At 46.7% G+C, this 17901-nt stretch carries 22 protein-coding genes; 2 read left to right on the top strand and 20 right to left on the bottom strand.

Features of this window, described 5'->3' with window-relative positions; genetic code table 11:
• Positions 1 to 63: 63 nt before the first annotated feature.
• The 19 genes from MKX60_RS12495 to MKX60_RS12405 all read right to left on the bottom strand — a co-directional run bounded on the left by MKX60_RS12495 (position 64) and on the right by MKX60_RS12405 (position 14113).
• The gene (locus tag MKX60_RS12495) at positions 64 to 1011 is read right to left on the bottom strand and encodes a polyprenyl synthetase family protein (RefSeq protein WP_076299520.1); all 948 of its coding nucleotides are present in this window, start codon (positions 1009 to 1011) and stop codon (positions 64 to 66) included.
• Positions 998 to 1255, bottom strand: a complete 258-nt coding sequence (gene xseB / locus MKX60_RS12490) for an exodeoxyribonuclease VII small subunit (protein ID WP_042129807.1) — start codon at positions 1253 to 1255, stop codon at positions 998 to 1000. Before xseB ends, MKX60_RS12495 begins: the two co-directional genes overlap by 14 nt.
• The gene (xseA, locus tag MKX60_RS12485; RefSeq protein ID WP_341059969.1) at positions 1233 to 2612 is read right to left on the bottom strand and encodes an exodeoxyribonuclease VII large subunit; all 1380 of its coding nucleotides are present in this window, start codon (positions 2610 to 2612) and stop codon (positions 1233 to 1235) included. The genes xseB and xseA overlap by 23 nt, the downstream gene beginning before the upstream one ends.
• Positions 2613 to 2624: 12 nt before the next feature.
• Positions 2625 to 3482, bottom strand: coding sequence for a bifunctional methylenetetrahydrofolate dehydrogenase/methenyltetrahydrofolate cyclohydrolase FolD (folD, locus tag MKX60_RS12480; protein WP_042129810.1), 858 nt, complete (start codon positions 3480 to 3482; stop codon positions 2625 to 2627).
• A 144-nt stretch (positions 3483 to 3626) separates the two neighbouring features.
• Positions 3627 to 4079 (bottom strand): transcription antitermination factor NusB, encoded by a 453-nt coding sequence (gene nusB / locus MKX60_RS12475; RefSeq protein ID WP_042190451.1) that lies wholly within the window; start codon positions 4077 to 4079, stop codon positions 3627 to 3629.
• Between the two features lie 298 nt (positions 4080 to 4377).
• Entirely contained in the window at positions 4378 to 4611 is a 234-nt protein-coding gene (locus tag MKX60_RS12470; protein ID WP_042190453.1) for a DUF2273 domain-containing protein, read from the bottom strand.
• A 15-nt stretch (positions 4612 to 4626) separates the two neighbouring features.
• Positions 4627 to 5166 carry an alkaline shock response membrane anchor protein AmaP gene (amaP, locus tag MKX60_RS12465; protein WP_042129814.1) on the bottom strand — a complete coding sequence of 180 codons (540 nt, stop codon included), beginning with the start codon at positions 5164 to 5166 and terminating at the stop codon, positions 4627 to 4629.
• A gap of 74 nt (positions 5167 to 5240) precedes the next feature.
• Entirely contained in the window at positions 5241 to 5657 is a 417-nt protein-coding gene (locus MKX60_RS12460; RefSeq protein WP_042132343.1) for an Asp23/Gls24 family envelope stress response protein, read from the bottom strand.
• A gap of 114 nt (positions 5658 to 5771) precedes the next feature.
• A complete protein-coding gene (gene accC / locus MKX60_RS12455) occupies positions 5772 to 7115 on the bottom strand; it encodes an acetyl-CoA carboxylase biotin carboxylase subunit (protein WP_076284482.1) in 1344 nt (447 codons plus the stop codon).
• 54 nt (positions 7116 to 7169) lie between these two features.
• Entirely contained in the window at positions 7170 to 7679 is a 510-nt protein-coding gene (gene accB, locus MKX60_RS12450) for an acetyl-CoA carboxylase biotin carboxyl carrier protein (protein WP_076284481.1), read from the bottom strand.
• Positions 7680 to 7826: 147 nt separating this feature from the next.
• Positions 7827 to 8747, bottom strand: a complete 921-nt coding sequence (locus tag MKX60_RS12445) for a SpoIIIAH-like family protein (RefSeq protein WP_076284480.1) — start codon at positions 8745 to 8747, stop codon at positions 7827 to 7829.
• Positions 8748 to 8814: 67 nt separating this feature from the next.
• On the bottom strand, positions 8815 to 9456 hold the full coding sequence (spoIIIAG, locus tag MKX60_RS12440; RefSeq protein WP_042190462.1) for a stage III sporulation protein AG: 642 nt from the start codon (positions 9454 to 9456) through the stop codon (positions 8815 to 8817).
• Positions 9457 to 9496: 40 nt separating this feature from the next.
• Positions 9497 to 10258 carry a stage III sporulation protein AF gene (spoIIIAF, locus tag MKX60_RS12435; RefSeq protein WP_341059968.1) on the bottom strand — a complete coding sequence of 254 codons (762 nt, stop codon included), beginning with the start codon at positions 10256 to 10258 and terminating at the stop codon, positions 9497 to 9499.
• A gap of 104 nt (positions 10259 to 10362) precedes the next feature.
• Positions 10363 to 11598 carry a stage III sporulation protein AE gene (gene spoIIIAE / locus MKX60_RS12430; RefSeq protein ID WP_341059966.1) on the bottom strand — a complete coding sequence of 412 codons (1236 nt, stop codon included), beginning with the start codon at positions 11596 to 11598 and terminating at the stop codon, positions 10363 to 10365.
• Between the two features lie 42 nt (positions 11599 to 11640).
• Positions 11641 to 12030, bottom strand: a complete 390-nt coding sequence (spoIIIAD, locus tag MKX60_RS12425; protein ID WP_042129828.1) for a stage III sporulation protein AD — start codon at positions 12028 to 12030, stop codon at positions 11641 to 11643.
• Between the two features lie 7 nt (positions 12031 to 12037).
• Complete coding sequence (gene spoIIIAC, locus MKX60_RS12420; RefSeq protein ID WP_036682849.1) at positions 12038 to 12241, bottom strand: stage III sporulation protein AC; 204 nt, start codon at positions 12239 to 12241, stop codon at positions 12038 to 12040.
• A gap of 13 nt (positions 12242 to 12254) precedes the next feature.
• The gene (gene spoIIIAB, locus MKX60_RS12415) at positions 12255 to 12773 is read right to left on the bottom strand and encodes a stage III sporulation protein SpoIIIAB (RefSeq protein ID WP_076284477.1); all 519 of its coding nucleotides are present in this window, start codon (positions 12771 to 12773) and stop codon (positions 12255 to 12257) included.
• Positions 12766 to 13767, bottom strand: a complete 1002-nt coding sequence (gene spoIIIAA / locus MKX60_RS12410; RefSeq protein ID WP_076284476.1) for a stage III sporulation protein AA — start codon at positions 13765 to 13767, stop codon at positions 12766 to 12768. Before spoIIIAA ends, spoIIIAB begins: the two co-directional genes overlap by 8 nt.
• Before the next feature lie 82 nt (positions 13768 to 13849).
• Entirely contained in the window at positions 13850 to 14113 is a 264-nt protein-coding gene (locus MKX60_RS12405; protein WP_371915730.1) for a YqhV family protein, read from the bottom strand.
• A gap of 302 nt (positions 14114 to 14415) precedes the next feature.
• Here MKX60_RS12405 and MKX60_RS12400 point away from each other — a divergent pair, with 302 nt between their 5' ends.
• Entirely contained in the window at positions 14416 to 15282 is an 867-nt protein-coding gene (locus tag MKX60_RS12400) for a YitT family protein (protein WP_081382878.1), read from the top strand.
• 97 nt (positions 15283 to 15379) lie between these two features.
• Here the strand turns inward: MKX60_RS12400 and MKX60_RS12395 are convergent, their stop codons facing one another.
• Entirely contained in the window at positions 15380 to 16879 is a 1500-nt protein-coding gene (locus MKX60_RS12395) for an extracellular solute-binding protein (RefSeq protein WP_341059965.1), read from the bottom strand.
• Positions 16880 to 16913: 34 nt separating this feature from the next.
• On the opposite strand from MKX60_RS12395, the gene MKX60_RS12390 reads away from it, so the two are divergent.
• Positions 16914 to 17495 (top strand): helix-turn-helix transcriptional regulator, encoded by a 582-nt coding sequence (locus MKX60_RS12390; protein WP_341059964.1) that lies wholly within the window; start codon positions 16914 to 16916, stop codon positions 17493 to 17495.
• The last annotated feature ends 406 nt before the right edge of the window (positions 17496 to 17901 follow it).

Here is a 17901-nt window from a genome sequence, read left to right as displayed (position 1 = left end):
ATAAAACCCATTATAACACAAACGAAACGGCTGTCGAAATACAGCCGTTTCGAAAGTTCATAATTAGTGATCACGTGCCATTAAGTAATCTGCAATTTCCAGCAGGCGCTGGCTGTCATGAAAGCCACCGTTCAGAACAGCATTTCGGGCTGTTTCTGTAAGCTGCTTCACTTCTTCTCGCGATGCTTCGAGGCCGATAAAATAAGGATAGGTTACTTTATGCTGCTTAACATCACTGCCTGTTTTTTTGCCAAGTTTACCTTCGTCTCCAATCAAATCCAGAATGTCATCCTGGATTTGAAAAGCGAGTCCAATGGCTGTTCCGAATTTATGCAAAGCCTCAAGCTGCTGCTCGTTAGCACCTGCAATACGACCGCCAGCTAATAGCGAAAAGATAATCAAATCTCCTGTCTTATGCAGATGAATGTACTTTAGCTGTGCAAGATCGGTTAGACCCTGCTCGCCTTCCATATCTGCAATCTGACCGCCAACCATACCACGAGGACCTGCCATTTCCGCCAAATCCTCCACGATGGATAGTACACTTTCCGCAGGGACGCCAAATTTACGCGAGGCTTGTACCACACTGTAGAAAGCATGGGTCAGAAGGGCATCACCCGCAAGAATAGCGGTCGCTTCGCCAAAGACTTTATGATTCGTCAGCTTCCCGCGCCGATAATCATCATTATCCATGGCAGGCAAATCATCATGAACTAACGAGTAGGTATGTACCATCTCTATAGCAGCAGCGACAGGCAGGGCAGCCTCTCGACTTCCTCCCAGTGCTTCACATGCGATAATCACCAGCAGTGGTCGGAGGCGTTTGCCCCCAGCCATAAGTGAATACTTCATGGCTTGCTGTAAATTCTCTGGAACCATCCATTGCGTGGGGAGAATAACCTCTAGTTCATGTGAGACTAGATCGCTTAAGGACGCGATGTAATCCTCCAGTGGCTGACGCACTGTTTCTCCTTCAGCGTTTCTCTCAAGCTCATGCTCAAAGCGAGTCATCGGCGTCCCCTTCCAGACGTGCACCAAACGGCTTCTTACGCAGTTCTCCGTCCTCTAGGGTAATCATTTCGATCTTACGCTCTACCTGCTCAAGCTTGCTGCCGCAAAGCTGAGATAACTTCATACCTTGCTGAAATAAATCGATGGCCTTCTCCAGGGGAACGTCGCCGTGTTCAAGCTCACGTACGATTTCCTCCAGCCGGTCCATGGCGCCTTCAAAATCAAGTTCCGCTTCCTTCGTCATCGTCTTTGCCATCCTCCTTCATTCCCCATACCTGGCAGTTCAGCTGTCCGTCATTCATCTTTATCACTACAAGATCGCCAAGCTGTACTTCGGTCAGCGATTTGATTAAATGTTCTTCTGCTTCGTCATAGACTAAGCTGTAGCCTCTCGACATAACTTTAAGAGGGCTCAGTGCATCCAGATGACGAATCTCCGCTATATAGCGAGCTCGCTTCTCCTGCAGGCGGGCCTGCATAGCACCCATCAGCTCACGGCGCATGCTTTCGGTGCGCTGACGCGCAGCGGCAACACTGCCGTGCGGATGGAACCGCTGCAGACTATGATGCAGCACAGCTTTGCGCTCGCGGGAACGGCTGAGCCGTGCATCCGCTGAGCGCTGGAGCCGCTCACGCAGCTGATCCAGCCGCTGCGTGTGCTGCATCAGCGAGCGGCGCGGGCCTGCCAGCGCCAGCGAGCGTTCCAGCCCCGCGTGACGCTCGCGTCCGCGCTGAGCGCGTCTTTGCAGCGCTTGGCGCAGCCGCTGCTGTTGCTGGCGAAGCTGCGCAGCTAGCTCGCCGGCGTGTGGCACGGCCAGCTCCGCGGCCGCTGTGGGCGTAGCCGCGCGGAGGTCGGCGGCGAAATCGGCAATCGTGAAATCGGTCTCGTGGCCAACGGCCGAGATGACCGGAATCCTTGATGCCGATATCGCTCGCGCGACTTCCTCCTCGTTGAACGCCCACAGCTCCTCGAGCGAACCGCCGCCGCGGCCGACGATAAGCACGTCGGCCTCATCCATGCGGTTCAACGCTCCAATCGCCTTGACGATCGATGGCGCGGCGCCTTTGCCTTGCACCAGTACGGGATAGATTACAATAGCCACCTGCGGAAACCGCCGCTGGAGTGTAATCACGATATCCCGCACAGCTGCCCCCGTTGGCGAAGTAATCACGCCAATGCACTTTGGAAAGCGAGGCAAAGGACGTTTACGCGCTTCTGCAAACAGTCCCTCTTGCTCAAGCTTGCTCTTCAGCTGCTCATAGGCTAAATATAGACTACCAATTCCATCTGGCTGCATGTGTGTGGCATAGAACTGGTACTGCCCGTCCCGTTCATATACGGTCACATTACCTCTAGCAATTACCCGAGCACCTTCCTTCGGAATAAAGGGTAGGCGCTGGTTATGAGAAGCAAACATAATCGCCTTGATCCGACTGCTCTCATCCTTTAGCGTGAAATACATATGACCGCTACCATGATGCGTAAAGTTGGAAATCTCTCCGCGAATCCATACATCCGAAAGTAAATTATCCGAGTCTAGCTTCATGCGGATGTAACGGTTGAGTTCTTTTATCGAATAGACCTGCCGCTCTGCCGCCATGAATTCCTACCCCTATTCCAAGCCGTGACGGCGTTTAGCCGCAATCAGCGTGTTGCTCATCAGCATTGTAATCGTCATCGGTCCAACCCCACCAGGAACAGGTGTGATGTATCCGGCAACTTCTTTTGCACTATCATAATCAACGTCACCCGCAAGCTTACCGTTATCCAAACGGTTCATACCCACATCAATGACAACAGCACCCGGCTTCACGTACGAAGCGTCAATGAAATTCGCGCGTCCGATCGCAACAACCAGAATATCTGCTTGACGGCTAATCTCTTGCATATTAGCTGTACGGGAATGGCACATCGTCACAGTAGCATTCTCACGTTGCAATAACAAAGACACTGGCTTACCTACAATATTACTGCGGCCAATGACCACAGCATGTTTACCAGCCATTCCTGTTCCTGTACGTTTGATTAGTTCAATTACACCTGCAGGTGTACAAGGAAGCAGACTGTCAGCACCAATCACTAGGTTACCTACATTTACAGGGTGGAAGCCGTCAACGTCTTTCTCCACGGAGATCGCATCAATAACAGCTTTTTCCTCAATATGCTTAGGCAATGGAAGTTGAACTAGAATCCCATCAATATCATCGCGTCCATTAAGCTGCGCTACGAGTGCCAGCAATTCTTCTTGAGTAGTAGACTCATCCAGTTTATGCACTTCCGAATGGAAACCAAGGCTGATACAAGATTTTTCCTTGTTGCGAACATAAACTTGTGATCCTGGATCTTCACCTACTAGAATTACTGCCAGACCGGGCTTCACGCCACGTTTCGCCAGTTCAGCAACCTCCTGGGCAATACCAATACGAATTTCCTCAGATACTTGTTTACCACTGATGATTGCTGCTGTCATGATAGTCTCTCCCCTTTTATATACTTTACTATTGTACAAGCATAAACGCCTTCGGCGTCCTTACGTGGACGGTAAGCGTTTATGCTAGAAATATAAAACATAAAGAATAGGTGAATAACTTATACTTGCTTATATTTTTAAAAATTAAGAATGGTCAGCTTTAATTGTATCTATCTCCTGGATCATCTTACCAAGCACACCGTTTACAAACTTACCGGAATCATCCGTTCCAAAATGCTTGGCCAAATCTATAGCCTCATTCACAGCAACCTTAGCCGGAACATCATTCGCGAACACCATTTCATACGCCGCAAGACGTAAAATTTGACGATCCACACGTGACAGACGGCTCATTTGCCAGCCTTTCAAGTAATGCTCAAGCATATCGTCAATTGCAACCTTGTGCTCCCACACACCGTTTACATGCTCCACCACATAGTGCTTAAGCTGAATTTCGTCCGTAATTACACGCTCTGTTTCATTCTCCTCTGAAGCTTCCTCCAGCAGCATTTCCACAGCTTCCGCGCTCTCTACATCGTTCATTTCCATCTGATACAGGCTTTGGACAATAATCTCTCTCGCTATACGTCTTTTCATGTGTTCCTCCTAAAATCTTATATCGCATTAACATCTTTACTCAAACTTCTATAACGTCGGGCAACCATAAATATAACTTCACACCTCAAGTGTGATAATAATTCAGACTTTAATGACATCGCCTATAATTATTTTAAGCCCAAATCCTTCGAATTCTATCCCTAATCCTTAGAGGATTATTGTCCGATGTCCGTTAAAGATATCTTTCACAATTAAAAAAACCGCAAAGTCTTTCTTCCAGGGGCATTGGACAACACAAACTTACGGCTTCCTGCTCCGGGAAAAAGACTATCGCGGTTCACTTGAAGGGACGCCAGCGTCCGGATAGACGCGTAATCAGCTCCTGCCACTGAAACAGGGGAGCCTCTGCGTTATCCTTTCTTTTGCCGAACGTATATCCGATGAACACTACCAGTGCAAAGAACAACATATCCCAAAAACCGCAAATTAAATATATCAAACCTAGACCAATGCCGAAAGTCACTCCGGCGATTCTACCCCCGTGACTTTCCCATACTTCTTTCCAAGACATAAGGGAAATTCACCTCTATTCCACTCGACTTTTGAAGCTTGGAGACTGCGTGAGGTTAGCAATATATACAGACACATCCGCAACCGGAATTCCGGTTGTCTCCTGCACAAAATCATGCACCTGACGTTGCACTTCTGTGGTTAGTAGCGGCAATGAATGTTCACCATCCACTACTGCGCGAATTGTAATTTCAAGGCCCGCCTGAGAAACGCGAATACGCGATTTGAGATCTCTGATTCCCTTCACTTTACCGGCAGCCTTCAGACTCAGATTCTCAATGGTCTCCACTGAAATCTGGATATCCCCATACTCTGTACGCTGATCAACAGAAGGTAAAGAAGCGCGATCACGACGCAAAGAGATGTAGAAAAATCGGATGCTCAGAAGGAACAAGACAACTGCTACTACAATTGCAGTAATATAAGCTGCTGGTCCATTCTCAATCTCCAAAGTTTTAGGAATAGCACCGCTCAAGAGGAGGATGGCAATAACAGATAATATTCCGATACTTAAGCTGTAGACAAACAGCAAAAGTCTGTCCAAAATTTTTGCCACGAGTCTCATAACCTCCTTAAATTAGAGTAAACCCTCGACTTTGCTGTCGGGGGTTTATGGAAGAACGACGACTGTTATTTCACGCGAAGAACCGTTTCAGCTTCCTCGTTCTTGTCTACAGTGTTGTTGTTCTTGAATTGCACATCATGAATATGCACATTCACTTCCACAACAGTCAGACCAGTCATAGTCTCGATGGAACGCTTAACATTACGCTGAATTTCAGCAGCCACTTCAGGAAGACGGTTACCATATTCAATGATTACAGAAACATCCACTGCAGCTTCGCGTTGTCCAACCTCTACTTTAACTCCTTTAGACAAGTTCTTACGTCCGAGAAGCTCAACAATACCACCGGCGAAACCACCGCTCATGCCAGCTACACCTTTAACCTCAACGGTCGCTAAACCTGCGATCACCTCGATCACTTCAGGAGCAATCTGGATCTCACCGATTTCTGTCCGTTCGTATTCTGTCGGCAATGTACTCATTTTAGACTTCACACCTTTCAACAAAGATTCTCATAAATTCAAGCGTAAAGCACGTCTCTTATTAAACATACTATATCATTTGACGAACTTTATGACAAACAAAGCGAAGTCGTCCTAAATTTCATACTCTTCCAGAAACTTGATGTCAAAATTACCATCCAGAAATACAGGATGCTCCAACAGTTTCTGATGGAAAGGGATCGTAGTATGGATTCCCTCCACGGCAAATTCAGCCAAGGCGCGCTTCATCTTTGCAATCGCTTCCTGACGTGTGGGTGCCCATACAATCAGCTTTGCAATCATAGAATCATAGAAAGGGGAAATCGTATACCCAGGGTACGCCGCGCTGTCTACACGAACACCGAGACCTCCAGGCGGCAAATAAAAGCCGATTTTACCTGGTGAAGGCATAAAATTACGTTCTGGATCTTCCGCATTGATACGGCATTCAATCGACCAGCCATTAATCACGATATCTTCCTGTGTAAATGTCAAAGGATTTCCTTCTGCAACCGAAATCATTTCCTTGATCAAATCCACACCCGTAACCATTTCCGTTACCGGATGCTCTACCTGAATACGAGTATTCATCTCCATGAAGTAGAACTGTCCATCCGGTCCAAGCAAGAATTCAAGCGTTCCCGCTCCCGAATAATTCACAGCGAGTGCTGCACGAACTGCTGCATTCCCCATCGCTTCACGGATATCCGGTGTAAGTACAGAACAAGGTGCCTCTTCAATCAGCTTTTGGCGACGACGCTGTACGGAACAGTCGCGTTCACCTAAATGCACTACATTACCATGCTTATCTGCAATAATTTGAATCTCTACGTGCTTCATACCTGTAAGGTACTTTTCCAAATATACACCAGCGTTGCCGAACGCCTTCTGCGCTTCCTGTTGTGCAGCAGTAATCTGCTTCACCAATGATTCCTCGTCCTCAGCAATCCGAATGCCCTTACCCCCGCCACCTGCGGTAGCCTTAATGATAATCGGGTATCCGATATCACGACCCAGCATGACGGCTTCCTCAACATCACCTACAAGGCCATCTGAGCCCGGGATGATCGGAACTCCAGCCAGCTTCATGGTTTCCTTCGCCACAGCTTTATCACCCATACGGTTGATTGCATCTGGAGATGGCCCAATGAAGATAATATTGCAAGATTCACAAATTTCTGCAAAATCTGCATTCTCAGCTAAAAATCCATAACCAGGATGGATGGCATCACATTCTGTTAAGGTGGCTACACTCATAATATTTGTAAAGTTCAGATAGCTGTCCTTGGACGGCATCGGACCGATGCAGTAAGCTTCATCAGCCAACCGGACATGCAGTGAATCCCGGTCGGGTTCCGAATAGACCGCGACGGTGGAAATGCCCAGTTCTCGGCAGGCCCTAATAATGCGGACCGCGATTTCGCCGCGGTTGGCAATCAACACTTTTTGAATGTTCATGCGTTTCCTCCCAAAGTTTTGCGAAGCTTCCGCTCCATAAGTAATCTGCGGTATTTATTCCGGTTTAACCAAGAATAGTGGTTGACCGTATTCTACAAGCTGACCATTCTCAGCCAGTACGGACACGATTTCACCTTTAATCTCCGCTTCCAGCTCATTCATCAGCTTCATCGCTTCGATAATGCATACCGTTGTTTTCTCACCAACACGGTCTCCAACATTAACGAACGATGGCATTTCCGGAGAAGCGGCACTATAAAATGTTCCCACCATTGGAGATACAATTTTATGTAGATTGCCTTCTGCGACGGCTTGTGGCTGCTGTGCTGGAGGAACCTCACTGATTACTGGATAGGACACTTGCTGCACGCTCTGCGGCTGCGGGGCAGGCGTAAAGGGATAGGCATTATAAGGAGTCGCCAGTACTGCTGTTCCATCAGCTTCAGGGCGATCCGGTTTGCGAATTGCAAGCTTCATTCCTTCGCTTTCGATCTCCAACTCATGTACAGAGGAGGTCTGGTCCAGCAATTTAATTAATTCCTTAATTTCGCTCAACTTGAACATACATTAGTTCACTCCTTCAGCTTTCTCTCGAAGCCACTTCTTAAGCGGACAAGATAACTTTATGTATTATATCATAAACGCTAGAAATGGAAAGAGCCCGGGAGAACCCGAGCTCTTTCGTCATTTTTCCTATAATTTCACGTCTTATTATTTCTCGGAAACGTATTGAACACTAACTTTATCTTGAGACACACTCAGTTCCTTCATTACGAGATCAACGATGCTAACCGCTTGTTTTACATCCAGCTTGTCACTCAGTACGACTACTTTATAGCTGTCCCCAGCTTCTTCCTTCACGATGGCTTCCCCATATTTTTGTTGAAGCTGTTCTTCGATGCCCGTAATTTTAGATTCTTTTTCTTCAAGGTTAAGGAGCTGTTCTTGAGCAACTGCATTATCAGCAGGCGTCTTCTCCATATTGTTAATCAAAGCCAGTAAGTCTTGTTGGCTCTTTAGATTCTTTTGCTCACGTTCATACAGGTAGTTAGTGAACATGCTGCTCGCCGATACACTTTGTGAAGCTACTTCATCCAGGATTTCTTTATCATTCTTAGCAGGGGTTTTGGATGTTGTAGTAGCCGCTGTATCCTTAGCTGCCGTATCCTTAGTTGCTGTATCCTTAGCTGCTGTGTCCTTAGCTGTTGTGTCCTTAGCTGCCGTGTCAGAAGTTTTACTGGAGTCTTTTGCAGCAGTGTCCGTCGAAGCTTTCTCAGAGTTACCGCTGTCTGCTGCAGCTTTACTGCTATCATCCTTAACCGCTGTAGTTGCACTGTCATCAGTAGTTGCAGTAGCTGCACTATCGTCAGTGGCTGTAGCGTTATCTACAACGCCTCCATCAGCAACAACATCTCCTTGATTGACCACTTCGTTCACAACGATACCTTTGTCGCCAACCGTTGGTAATGCTGCGTTTGCTGTATCTTTTTTCAAGGAGTCTACCTGCATAGTTCCTGCTGTGTCTTTTGGAACCGATGCACCTGAATCTTCAGTAAATAAATAGTATGCCGAGAGTACAACCATCAAACTGAGCATAGAAACCAACCATATTGTTTGTCTTTTGCCGTTCATTCTTAATTCCTCCTAAAATTTAATCTAGTGGCTGCTTCGGAAGCACTCACTTCTTGACTTTCTCCTGCTACTCTTGTTTGCGTGGTACTACTGAAATGCGCTGAATTGGGACATTCAAGCCTTTTTCGATAGCCTGCTCGATAAGTCCACGAACGACTTTGTTCTCTGCACCTTTGGCAACTACCAGTACGCCGCGTACCTGAGGCTTAATCCGCTTCGTCACAATAGGTGTTTCATCACCCGATTGCGAGTAGGTTACGATTTCGCCATCCCTCGTATATTGTGTCGTGTGACGTTTTCCACCACTGGCATCCGTCTCCTCACTAAGCTGCTGGGAGTCGTTCATATTTCGCACCACGACAATTTCTTCCGTGGATTCCACAGTGACCATGATATCAACGGTACCGACACCAACGATTTTTTCCAAAATCTCCTTCGTCCGGTTCTCCAGTGTCTGTTCAATACTCTCGAACGAGTTAGTAGCTCCAGGATCACTCTGTACCAGCGCCGTTTGGGAGGACTGATTCAGCGGTGGCTCACGCCCCGTATTCTCGTTATCAATCTTCTTCACATTGACGAAGGAATTAAACAGCATAATCGCTGCGCCCAGCAGACCCAGAATGATTAGCCAGCGAAAAGTATGACTTCTCTTCGGACTGCCAGCCCCACCCCCAGCCCATTGCTCCAGCTTTTTCAGCCAATTGCCCACTCCTATCCCTCCTAACATTGATAGTTTAGAAGCTACAGACTCATAACTTGACGTTATTCACAACGCCGCCATCTACTTGGATTACTTTGGGATCTAAATCCCATTTTTGTTCCAACAGCTTTACGATGGACTCCGTTTCAGTTGAAGGCGTGTTATTTTCTGTTACATTTCCGTTCACTGCTTTGGGCTCATCTGCAGAAGCTGATCCATTCTCTGGATTCGTACCGATCTTTACTTCTACAGGCTCTACAGGAGCGATTGCAATCGGCGGAGCAGCGGCTGCGCTGGAATTACCGGAAGCCCCTATGGAATTAGCTGTTGCTTGGGACATTGAGACCTTCACTGCAGAGATGACAGGAATATCTTCATTACCGGAGCTGCCGGATTTCCCCATGCCGAGCGTTACAGTGACATTAACCCCGCGTTTGCCGGTCTCGCTTATGATCTGCTCCCTCATTTGCTCAGCAACCTCTTCTGCGGCCAGCTTTAAGCTTTGATCCTGTCGCCCTTGTGCAAGCTTTTGACCATCTGCCAGAATCTTTTCCAAAGAGGGATCTCCACTTCCCCCTCCTGTGAATAAGCCTCCCTCTTTCTCCTGTCGCCCCATGGCTATACTCAGCTCGGCTATTGCATCACCTTTAAGGAGAGAAACGATCGGGCTAAGCATGGTAAGCAAGATCAGGAGGCTCAGCACCAGCCTTGCATAACGCTCCATGGATTTGCTTGGGAGCAGTAATTCAACGAATGATGCTAGCAGCACGACAAGTATGATCTCTCGTAGCCAATCGCCCAACCAGCTCATCGTTTCCCTCCTAAAAGTTTTGTTAGCATAGCCTTCAGAGAATTTCTTCGTACAAAACTAGCTTCGTAAGCACCCGCTAAGTTTTGTTAGCATAGCCTTCAAGCTCACCTCATCATGACGGTTAAATTGCCAGCGGTTAGCATGATCGTGACGGCCATAAAAAACATTAACGATACAGCTGCCAAAGCAGCGAATACGTACACCATGCTTTTTCCGATGGTCTGGAGGCAGACCACAATCGGCGTCTCTCCTAATGGCTGCATTACAGCAGCAGCTACATTGTAGATCAGAGCAAGCACCAGAATTTTGATCGCCGGAAAAGCGCAAAGGAACAAAATGATGATCACTCCGGATAGCCCAATAGCGTTCTTCACCAGGAGTGAAGCTGAGATCACTGTGTCTGTTGCATCTGCGAACATTTTTCCGATGACCGGAACAAAGTTGCCTGTAATATATTTAGCGGCCCGGATCGTAACACCATCTGTCACTGAACTCGTAATTCCCCTGACTGAAATCACACCGAGGAACACAGTGAGCAGTACTCCTAGTAATCCGGCTCCGATATTTCTTAGCAGATTCGCCAACTGGGTCAGCTTGTATTTCTCCGACAATGCACTTACGAGATGCAGCACCGCCGAGAAGAATAATAGTGGAAAGACAATGGTGTGGATCAGTGTGCCAACGGTATGAATCATAAAAACAATTAGTGGATGTGTGACCGAGACGGTAACAATGTTCCCCATGGAAGCTAGTAACGCGAACAGTAGCGGAATCATGGCCATCATAAAATCAATCATCCGGTCGATAGCATCCTTCGCATAACCTATAGCGATATTGAAGCTGTTCACGGCAATAACGAGCACTACCATATAACAGAGCGTATAAGCCACCTTGCTGACCGTTTTTCGCTCAAAAGCGGTTTGTAGCGTCTCCAGTATCATGCTGAGCACACTGACCATGACAATCGTGACCAGCAGCCTTCCGTTGTACAGCACCTCATGCCACATAAATCCAAGAAGCCCAGATAATACACCTTGTAAGCTGAGTCCCTTATCCCCTGGAAGCAGCATGTCCATAAGTGATGGTGTTGCCCCGTCTGGAAAAAAACCTCCGTAATCCTTCATCAGTTGATCCCAGTACGACTCCACCTTATCTGTTGGCAGATTGTTCACCTGACCCTTGACCCACTGGTCTACTGGGGAGGCATTACCGCCCGATCCTGACGCTGGAGAAGCTATGGCCACCTGAGCTGTACCTGCAAACCATAGAATGAAGAAGCATGGGAGCAGCAGCAGTATTATTTTTAATTTTGGAGGACGAAAAACACTGCACTTTTGCATAACTTCTCCTCCCTAATCGTTGCTTAGCTTCCTTCAATTGCTTTAAGCAGGTAGCAGCTTCATGACCGTTTCAATAATGATGCTGATAATGGGTACAGCTAGTACCATAATGAGGACTTTTCCGGCGAGCTCTATTTTGGAAGCAATCGATTCCTGCCCTGCATCACGCACAATCTGTGCTCCAAATTCAGCGATATATGAAATTCCGATGATTTTGAACACGGTCTTCAAATAGATCATTTCCATCCCCGATGACTCTGCCACCCGCTCCAGTGTGGAAAGTATCATTCCAATCTTGCCGATTAGAAACAGGAAGATCAGAATCCCTGTGGCAGTAGCGAGGAGAAAGGCAAACATCGGTTTTTGTTCCTTCAGCACGAGAATCAATATGGTCGATATCAGCCCTATTCCAACAACTTGAATGATCTCCATAGCACGCCTATTGAAAAAGAAAGATCGTTTTTATTTCCTGCAACAGTCCGTCCAGCATTCGAATAACCATAAATAGCACAACGACGAACCCGATTACGGTAACCCAATGTGCGAAATCTTCTTTTCCCATCTGTTTAAGCACCGTGTGTATCATGGCGATAATTATGCCAATGCCGGCAATTTGAAAAATCGCATTGACTTCAATATTCATTCCTGGCACCTCGCTAAAAGATCAAAATGACGATCAATGCTCCAAGCAGCAGACCCAGGCTTTTACTCAATTTTTCATATTTGCCTTGATCCTCTCTGGCCACCGACTCCTCCTGCTTCAATTGCTGCAATGCTAACGCGATATGAGTGCTCTGATTGGACCTATCGCTTGTACCGAGAGTACAACTGAGCTGGCGGAGAATCTCTTTTTCTGTCCCCTTCAATGCGGTAGACTTCCAATGCGAGTCCATAGCCCTCTGAATGGCATCCTGGGCACTTCGATCAAGGGGTGGGCTCATCTCCTCAGCTGTTTTAATAAACAACGTTTTGAGCGGTTCCTTAGACTGAATCCCAATACGCCGCATAGCTTCAGGCAATGGGGTAAAGCCGTACATAATTTCTGTTTCCAGCCGCTGTAGCGCTGCTATCAAGCCTCTGATATGTCTTGGCCTGTCTGCATATTGTTTTGCAAATTGGAGCCCTGCTAGCGTACCAGCCAGCACAATCAGAACGGCACCGAATAGCTTAAGCATGTAAATCACCACCTAATCGATCCCCGGGTGAGATAAGAAGTAATCCGCGTTTCTGTCCATCCAGAACACGAAAGGAGAGCCCTGCTTCTGAGCGATGCAGAATGACGTATCTTTCGAACATCTTTTGTTCCAATAGCCCGCCAAGCCCGGGCCTACGAGCCAGTTCTATTACTTCTTTACCGTGAGCCGAAGCAACGACTGATATTCCAGCATGCAGCGCTTCAGTGACTGCTTCAGCGTCTTCAGGACGACCAATCTCATCAGCGATCAATACATCCGGTGACAAGGAACGAATCATCATCATCATGCCTTCAGCTTTGGGACAGCCGTCGAGAATATCTGTGCGCGGACCAACATCAAAGGCGGGAATCCCGCGTCTGCTTCCTGCAATCTCAGAACGTTCATCGACAATCCCCACCTTCAAACCGGGTCTTCCGCCTTCACGCTTCCCCAAATCTCCTAATGAGATTTGTCTCGCGATATCGCGAAGAAGTGTTGTCTTCCCGTGCTGTGGAGGCGAGAGGATCAAGGTGTGCATCATTCGCTGCCTCCCCTTGTCCAGCAGATAGGGTAGCACTTTATCCGCGACTCCAGGAACCTCACGGGCTATGCGGACATTGAAGCTTGTAATGTCGCGTAGATGCTCCACACCACCACCACTCAGCACCGTCCGACCAGCAAGTCCTATTCGATGGCCGCCAGGAATCGTAATAAATCCCTTTCTCAGCTCTTCTTCCATCGTATATAGTGAATGGTTGCTGATCAGATCTAGCAGTCTATGAGTGTCCTCCCGATCCGGCCTATAGGCTTCTTCCGGCCTTTGCGTTACGCTGCCATTTGCTCTAAGAAAGTGATATTTACCTGAATAGTTAATCTCCAGCGGACGACCTTCACGGACCCGAATCTCTTCCACCATTCCAAGTAGCGGAAGGGGAAGGCACTTTAATAGTGCTCTTACTTTTTCAGGAAACAATTGCAACCAATCATCTGCCATACAAAGTACCCCCAAGTTGTCCTCTATCTAATTGCTTTATTCCATATTTATGCTTGTACGCGCTCAATATGCCTATCATCTATCATTTTTTTAGAATCCCGATTAAGAGAAAGGCTACACCGCAACCGACCCAGCCCAGTTTGCTCCAGGACAACTGCTGAGCCATCCCTGTAAGTCCGATCGCTGTCGTCAATATCAAGATCGTCGGGCCTACCAAAGCTAGTCCAGAATTGACTGCAAGCGCCTTGTCTACCTGATTCAACCGCAGCATAATCAGTGCAGCTATAATCTCCGCACTACCCGAGAACAGCCGAAGAGTCGCCATCCAGCTTACATACTTGTCCAATCCACTCCACTCCTAACTTTTACTATTTCACACAGAATGATATTCAGGGCTTGTTTGTCCTTCTCTTATCCATGGATATGCGATAATTACTCACTTTAGACAAGGAGAAATGACAGAATTGCAAGTCCAACTGTGAAAGAGTTCATAGTACACACCTATATAAATAAATATAATCAGTACGATAAAATTATTTTTTACGAACACTTCCATCTGTGGTATCCTTGTTAATTGGAAATATAGTGGGTTTATATTTTCAAAAAGAGCAGACTATAAAGACATAAGAAAAAGAGGGGATTTGTGTCATGCAAGTTCGAAGTTACGGGTTACCGCAAAACATGCGGACCGTAGTCAGACCACTCAAGGAAGTAGCTATCATTATTTTTTCAGCCTTTTTAATTGCAAGCGGGATGCGATTGTTTCTAATTCCTCATCAGCTTCTGAGCGGTGGGGTAGCAGGGGTGGCTTCGGTCGTCGGTTATTTAACGGATCCGAAGTACATTTCTAAGCTTTATTTTGTAATAAACCTTCCTTTAATTGTCTGGGGATTTATTGCAGTGGGGAAAAAATACATCTTACTAAGCTTGCTTTCCGTCGTGGCCACCACCTGGTTCATTACCATTATTCCTGAGGTGCAAATGACCAAGGACCCCATTCTTGCAAGTATTTTCGGCGGAGTAATTATTGCTGGGGGCGTTGGTTTTTCTCTCCGTACTGGGGGCTCTTCTGGGGGATTTGATATATTAGGCTCGATTATTTCACGTAAACGGGATATTCCCATGGGGAATATCATGTTCTTAATGGATGGATTAGTTATTCTGAGTTTAGGCTTCTTTAAAAGCTGGGATTCCGCCTTATACGCTATGCTCTGTATTTTTGTAAAGAGTAGAGTAGTCGATATGATCCATATTCGCCATGTGAAGCTGACCTGCTTTATCGTTACCAAAGAACGGGAGATGATGCTGACCCGTCTCAGAGAGTTACCTCATGGCATCACTGTCGTCAATGCAGAGGGTGGATACAGTCATGAGGGAAATACCATGCTAATGACAGTAACGACTCGGTATGAACTTGCAAATCTGCGGAGAACTATTCTTGAGGCAGACCCAAGCTCCTTCGTCAATGTTGTGGAGACTGTAGAGATTCAGGGCCGGTTCAAACGATTAGGATAAATTCAGGGACCTACCTCCCTTGCTGTTATATAAATGAAAAGGAACGCTGCATTCAAATCTGCAGCGTTCCTTTTCATTTATTAGTGATGCTATTTGCTTATTTTTTACTAGCGGAAATATACCAGTCATTCACTTCCTTAGTAATTTCATCACCGCCAGATTTCTTCCAGTTGGCCACCATCGTATCGAACTCTTCGATAGGGGATTGACCGTAAATGATCTTGGAGTACGTTTGAAGTACCAATTTCTTTAATAGCTCATTTTTGGATTTCATGGTTTCAGTCAGAGGTCCTTGGAAGTAATTCTTCATACGAATATCCTTTTGCTCCAAGACGATCTTCATGGCTTCAATATTCTCCGGTTTACGAACCGCAGCTGTAGCGATCTCGTACGGTGTTTCAGGCGTACCACCGCTTGCCAGTTTGTTCATCGTCTCTGCGTACAATCCCGGCTCACGGGCACCGTCAAAGGTAAGAGAGTAGTAGATCGGTTCAACTAAATGTGTCCGGTCGCCATAGCCAGGGAATAGATCCGGATATTTCGCCGGGTCTTTAACTACAGTACCATCTGCTTGCTTGGCATAGTCATAACCTTCAGCAAAGCCATTTTCGAAAATGCCACCTTTTTGTGGATTCGCCCAGTTATCGAATAAGAAGTTATAATAACGCAGCAGTGCTTCTTGATGCTTCGAATCTTTATTGATCAGCATCCATCCGTTAACAGACGGGTTACCACTTTGTGTACCAATTTTGCCATCAGGACCGGCAGGAATTGCATAAGCTTTGTATTTTGCACCAGGTACGTTGTTCAGCAGATCACCAAACGGCCAGTCTGGAAGCCAGTTGCGGCCTACAATTGCACCCGCTTGACCTTTAGTGAATTGTTCGTAACCACCATTTTCATCGACAAGACCTGCATCTTTAGTGATATAGCCTTTTTCCATCCATGTCTTCAGTGTAGACAGTGCTTGCTTCGCACCTGGATCGATCGAGCCATAGCTCAGCGTACCATCTGTACCTTTGTTCCATTGTTCTGGCATGGTGCCGAAATCACCGAACAACCAGCTGATATCAGCGATCCAGTTCAAGTAAGTATTTTTAAAACCGGTTGCGAGACCAAGAGTGTCTTTCTTACCGTTGCCATCAGGATCTTTGTTTACAAAAGCGTCCATGATGTTCTCGAAATCAGCAAGTGTCTTAGGAGCCTGCAGACCCAGCTTATCCATCCAATCTTGACGCAGCCAGAGAACCATGTCGTCATTATAAGCGTAATCCAGAACCGGAAGCGCCATAACTTTGCCATCGCGTGTTACTGGTAACAATGTATCCGGATTCAGCTCCATACCCTTCTTGTATACATCGCCAGCATACTTGTCGATCAAGCCACCAACATCTGTGAACTGTCCGGAGTCAATCAGCATATTGACCGTTTCCATATCGCCGCGGTAAGTGATCACGTCCGGCATTTTATCACCTGAAGACAACATAAGTCTAATCTTCGTCTGATAGGCTTGGTTGGTGTCGGTGACAACCCAATCATATTTCACATCAATGCCCAGATTATCTTTCATATAAGTGTTAAGAACGTTGTTCTCCATACTCTCGCCGGTTTTATAGTAATAGTTATTACCAATGGCCTTAACCGTCGTAAGTGAGCTGGAAGAAGAATGGCGAGACTCACAGGAGCATATCCTTGAAGCTTATTTCGCCATTGCCTCCTCCATTTCTGCTCTTATTCATCGCACCAAAAAATGGCTGGCTGACACGATCGGTGAAGATTTCTACACCGTTACTAGCGGGCAGCCTATGCAAACAGTCGATGAGCTATGCAACTGGAGTGAACGGGTCATCGCCAGCTACCGACGCTCGGTTAGCAGTGTGGAGAAGGATTCCCGAAACTCCATTATCCGCAAGGTACAGGATTACATCGCGCAGAACCCTGGTACAGCTTCACTACAGACTATATCTTCAAGCGTATATCTGAATCCTTCATATCTCTCGAAGATTTACAAACTTGAAACTGGTGAAGGAATCAGTGAATATACGCTTCGTGTTCGTATGGAGAAGGCAATCCTCATGCTAGAGCAGTCGCCTGAAAAAATCTATGAAATTTCTACCTTGCTTGGCTATCAAAAACCTAGCTATTTCATTCATCTATTCAAGAAGCATTATGGCATAACACCGCAGGAATACCGCAACAAACTCGGTTTGTAAGTCTAAACAAGAAAAACGCCTGACGTCGTCCTTGGAGGTAGAGTTACAAGCTGAGTACATCCGTAATTCCATACTCGTATCCATATACACCTTCGTAGTGTGGTTCCGCTTGCGGACCGAATGGCTTTATTTCGATGAAATGAGCACATCTATTAGGGACGGACCGTATTGCACTTATTCCCTAATAACAAGCCCCTTCCCGGTGATCTGGGGCGAATAACAGCGCTGGCTCGTTTACGCTACCGGCGGCACATTGTATTCGATTTTTCGCATACAATTGGCTCGTTTACGCTACCGGCGGCACATTGTATTCGCTTTTTCGCATACATTTGGCTCGTTTACGTTACCGGCGGCACATTGTATTCGATTTTTCGCATACAATTGGCACATTTACGTTACCGGCGGC

Source organism: Paenibacillus sp. FSL R5-0914, assembly GCF_038004525.1.
Taxonomy (GTDB): domain Bacteria; phylum Bacillota; class Bacilli; order Paenibacillales; family Paenibacillaceae; genus Paenibacillus_AQ.
Note: the sequence above shows the minus strand (reverse complement) of the source record. Positions and strands in the feature narration are given on the sequence as shown.

Coding starts and splice junctions, on each gene's coding strand:
- MKX60_RS12495 (WP_076299520.1), bottom strand. CDS start 1,011: ATGACTCGCTTTGAGCATGAGCTTGAGAGAAACGCTGAAGGAGAAACA.
- xseB (WP_042129807.1), bottom strand. CDS start 1,255: ATGACGAAGGAAGCGGAACTTGATTTTGAAGGCGCCATGGACCGGCTG.
- xseA (WP_341059969.1), bottom strand. CDS start 2,612: ATGGCGGCAGAGCGGCAGGTCTATTCGATAAAAGAACTCAACCGTTAC.
- folD (WP_042129810.1), bottom strand. CDS start 3,482: ATGACAGCAGCAATCATCAGTGGTAAACAAGTATCTGAGGAAATTCGT.
- nusB (WP_042190451.1), bottom strand. CDS start 4,079: ATGAAAAGACGTATAGCGAGAGAGATTATTGTCCAAAGCCTGTATCAG.
- MKX60_RS12470 (WP_042190453.1), bottom strand. CDS start 4,611: ATGTCTTGGAAAGAAGTATGGGAAAGTCACGGGGGTAGAATCGCCGGA.
- MKX60_RS12460 (WP_042132343.1), bottom strand. CDS start 5,657: ATGAGTACATTGCCGACAGAATACGAACGGACAGAAATCGGTGAGATC.
- accC (WP_076284482.1), bottom strand. CDS start 7,115: ATGAACATTCAAAAAGTGTTGATTGCCAACCGCGGCGAAATCGCGGTC.
- accB (WP_076284481.1), bottom strand. CDS start 7,679: ATGTTCAAGTTGAGCGAAATTAAGGAATTAATTAAATTGCTGGACCAG.
- MKX60_RS12445 (WP_076284480.1), bottom strand. CDS start 8,747: ATGAACGGCAAAAGACAAACAATATGGTTGGTTTCTATGCTCAGTTTG.
- spoIIIAF (WP_341059968.1), bottom strand. CDS start 10,258: ATGAGCTGGTTGGGCGATTGGCTACGAGAGATCATACTTGTCGTGCTG.
- spoIIIAE (WP_341059966.1), bottom strand. CDS start 11,598: ATGCAAAAGTGCAGTGTTTTTCGTCCTCCAAAATTAAAAATAATACTG.
- spoIIIAD (WP_042129828.1), bottom strand. CDS start 12,030: ATGGAGATCATTCAAGTTGTTGGAATAGGGCTGATATCGACCATATTG.
- spoIIIAC (WP_036682849.1), bottom strand. CDS start 12,241: ATGAATATTGAAGTCAATGCGATTTTTCAAATTGCCGGCATTGGCATA.
- spoIIIAB (WP_076284477.1), bottom strand. CDS start 12,773: ATGCTTAAGCTATTCGGTGCCGTTCTGATTGTGCTGGCTGGTACGCTA.
- spoIIIAA (WP_076284476.1), bottom strand. CDS start 13,767: ATGGCAGATGATTGGTTGCAATTGTTTCCTGAAAAAGTAAGAGCACTA.
- MKX60_RS12400 (WP_081382878.1), top strand. CDS start 14,416: ATGCAAGTTCGAAGTTACGGGTTACCGCAAAACATGCGGACCGTAGTC.
- MKX60_RS12395 (WP_341059965.1), bottom strand. CDS start 16,879: ATGGAGAACAACGTTCTTAACACTTATATGAAAGATAATCTGGGCATT.
- MKX60_RS12390 (WP_341059964.1), top strand. CDS start 16,914: ATGGCCTTAACCGTCGTAAGTGAGCTGGAAGAAGAATGGCGAGACTCA.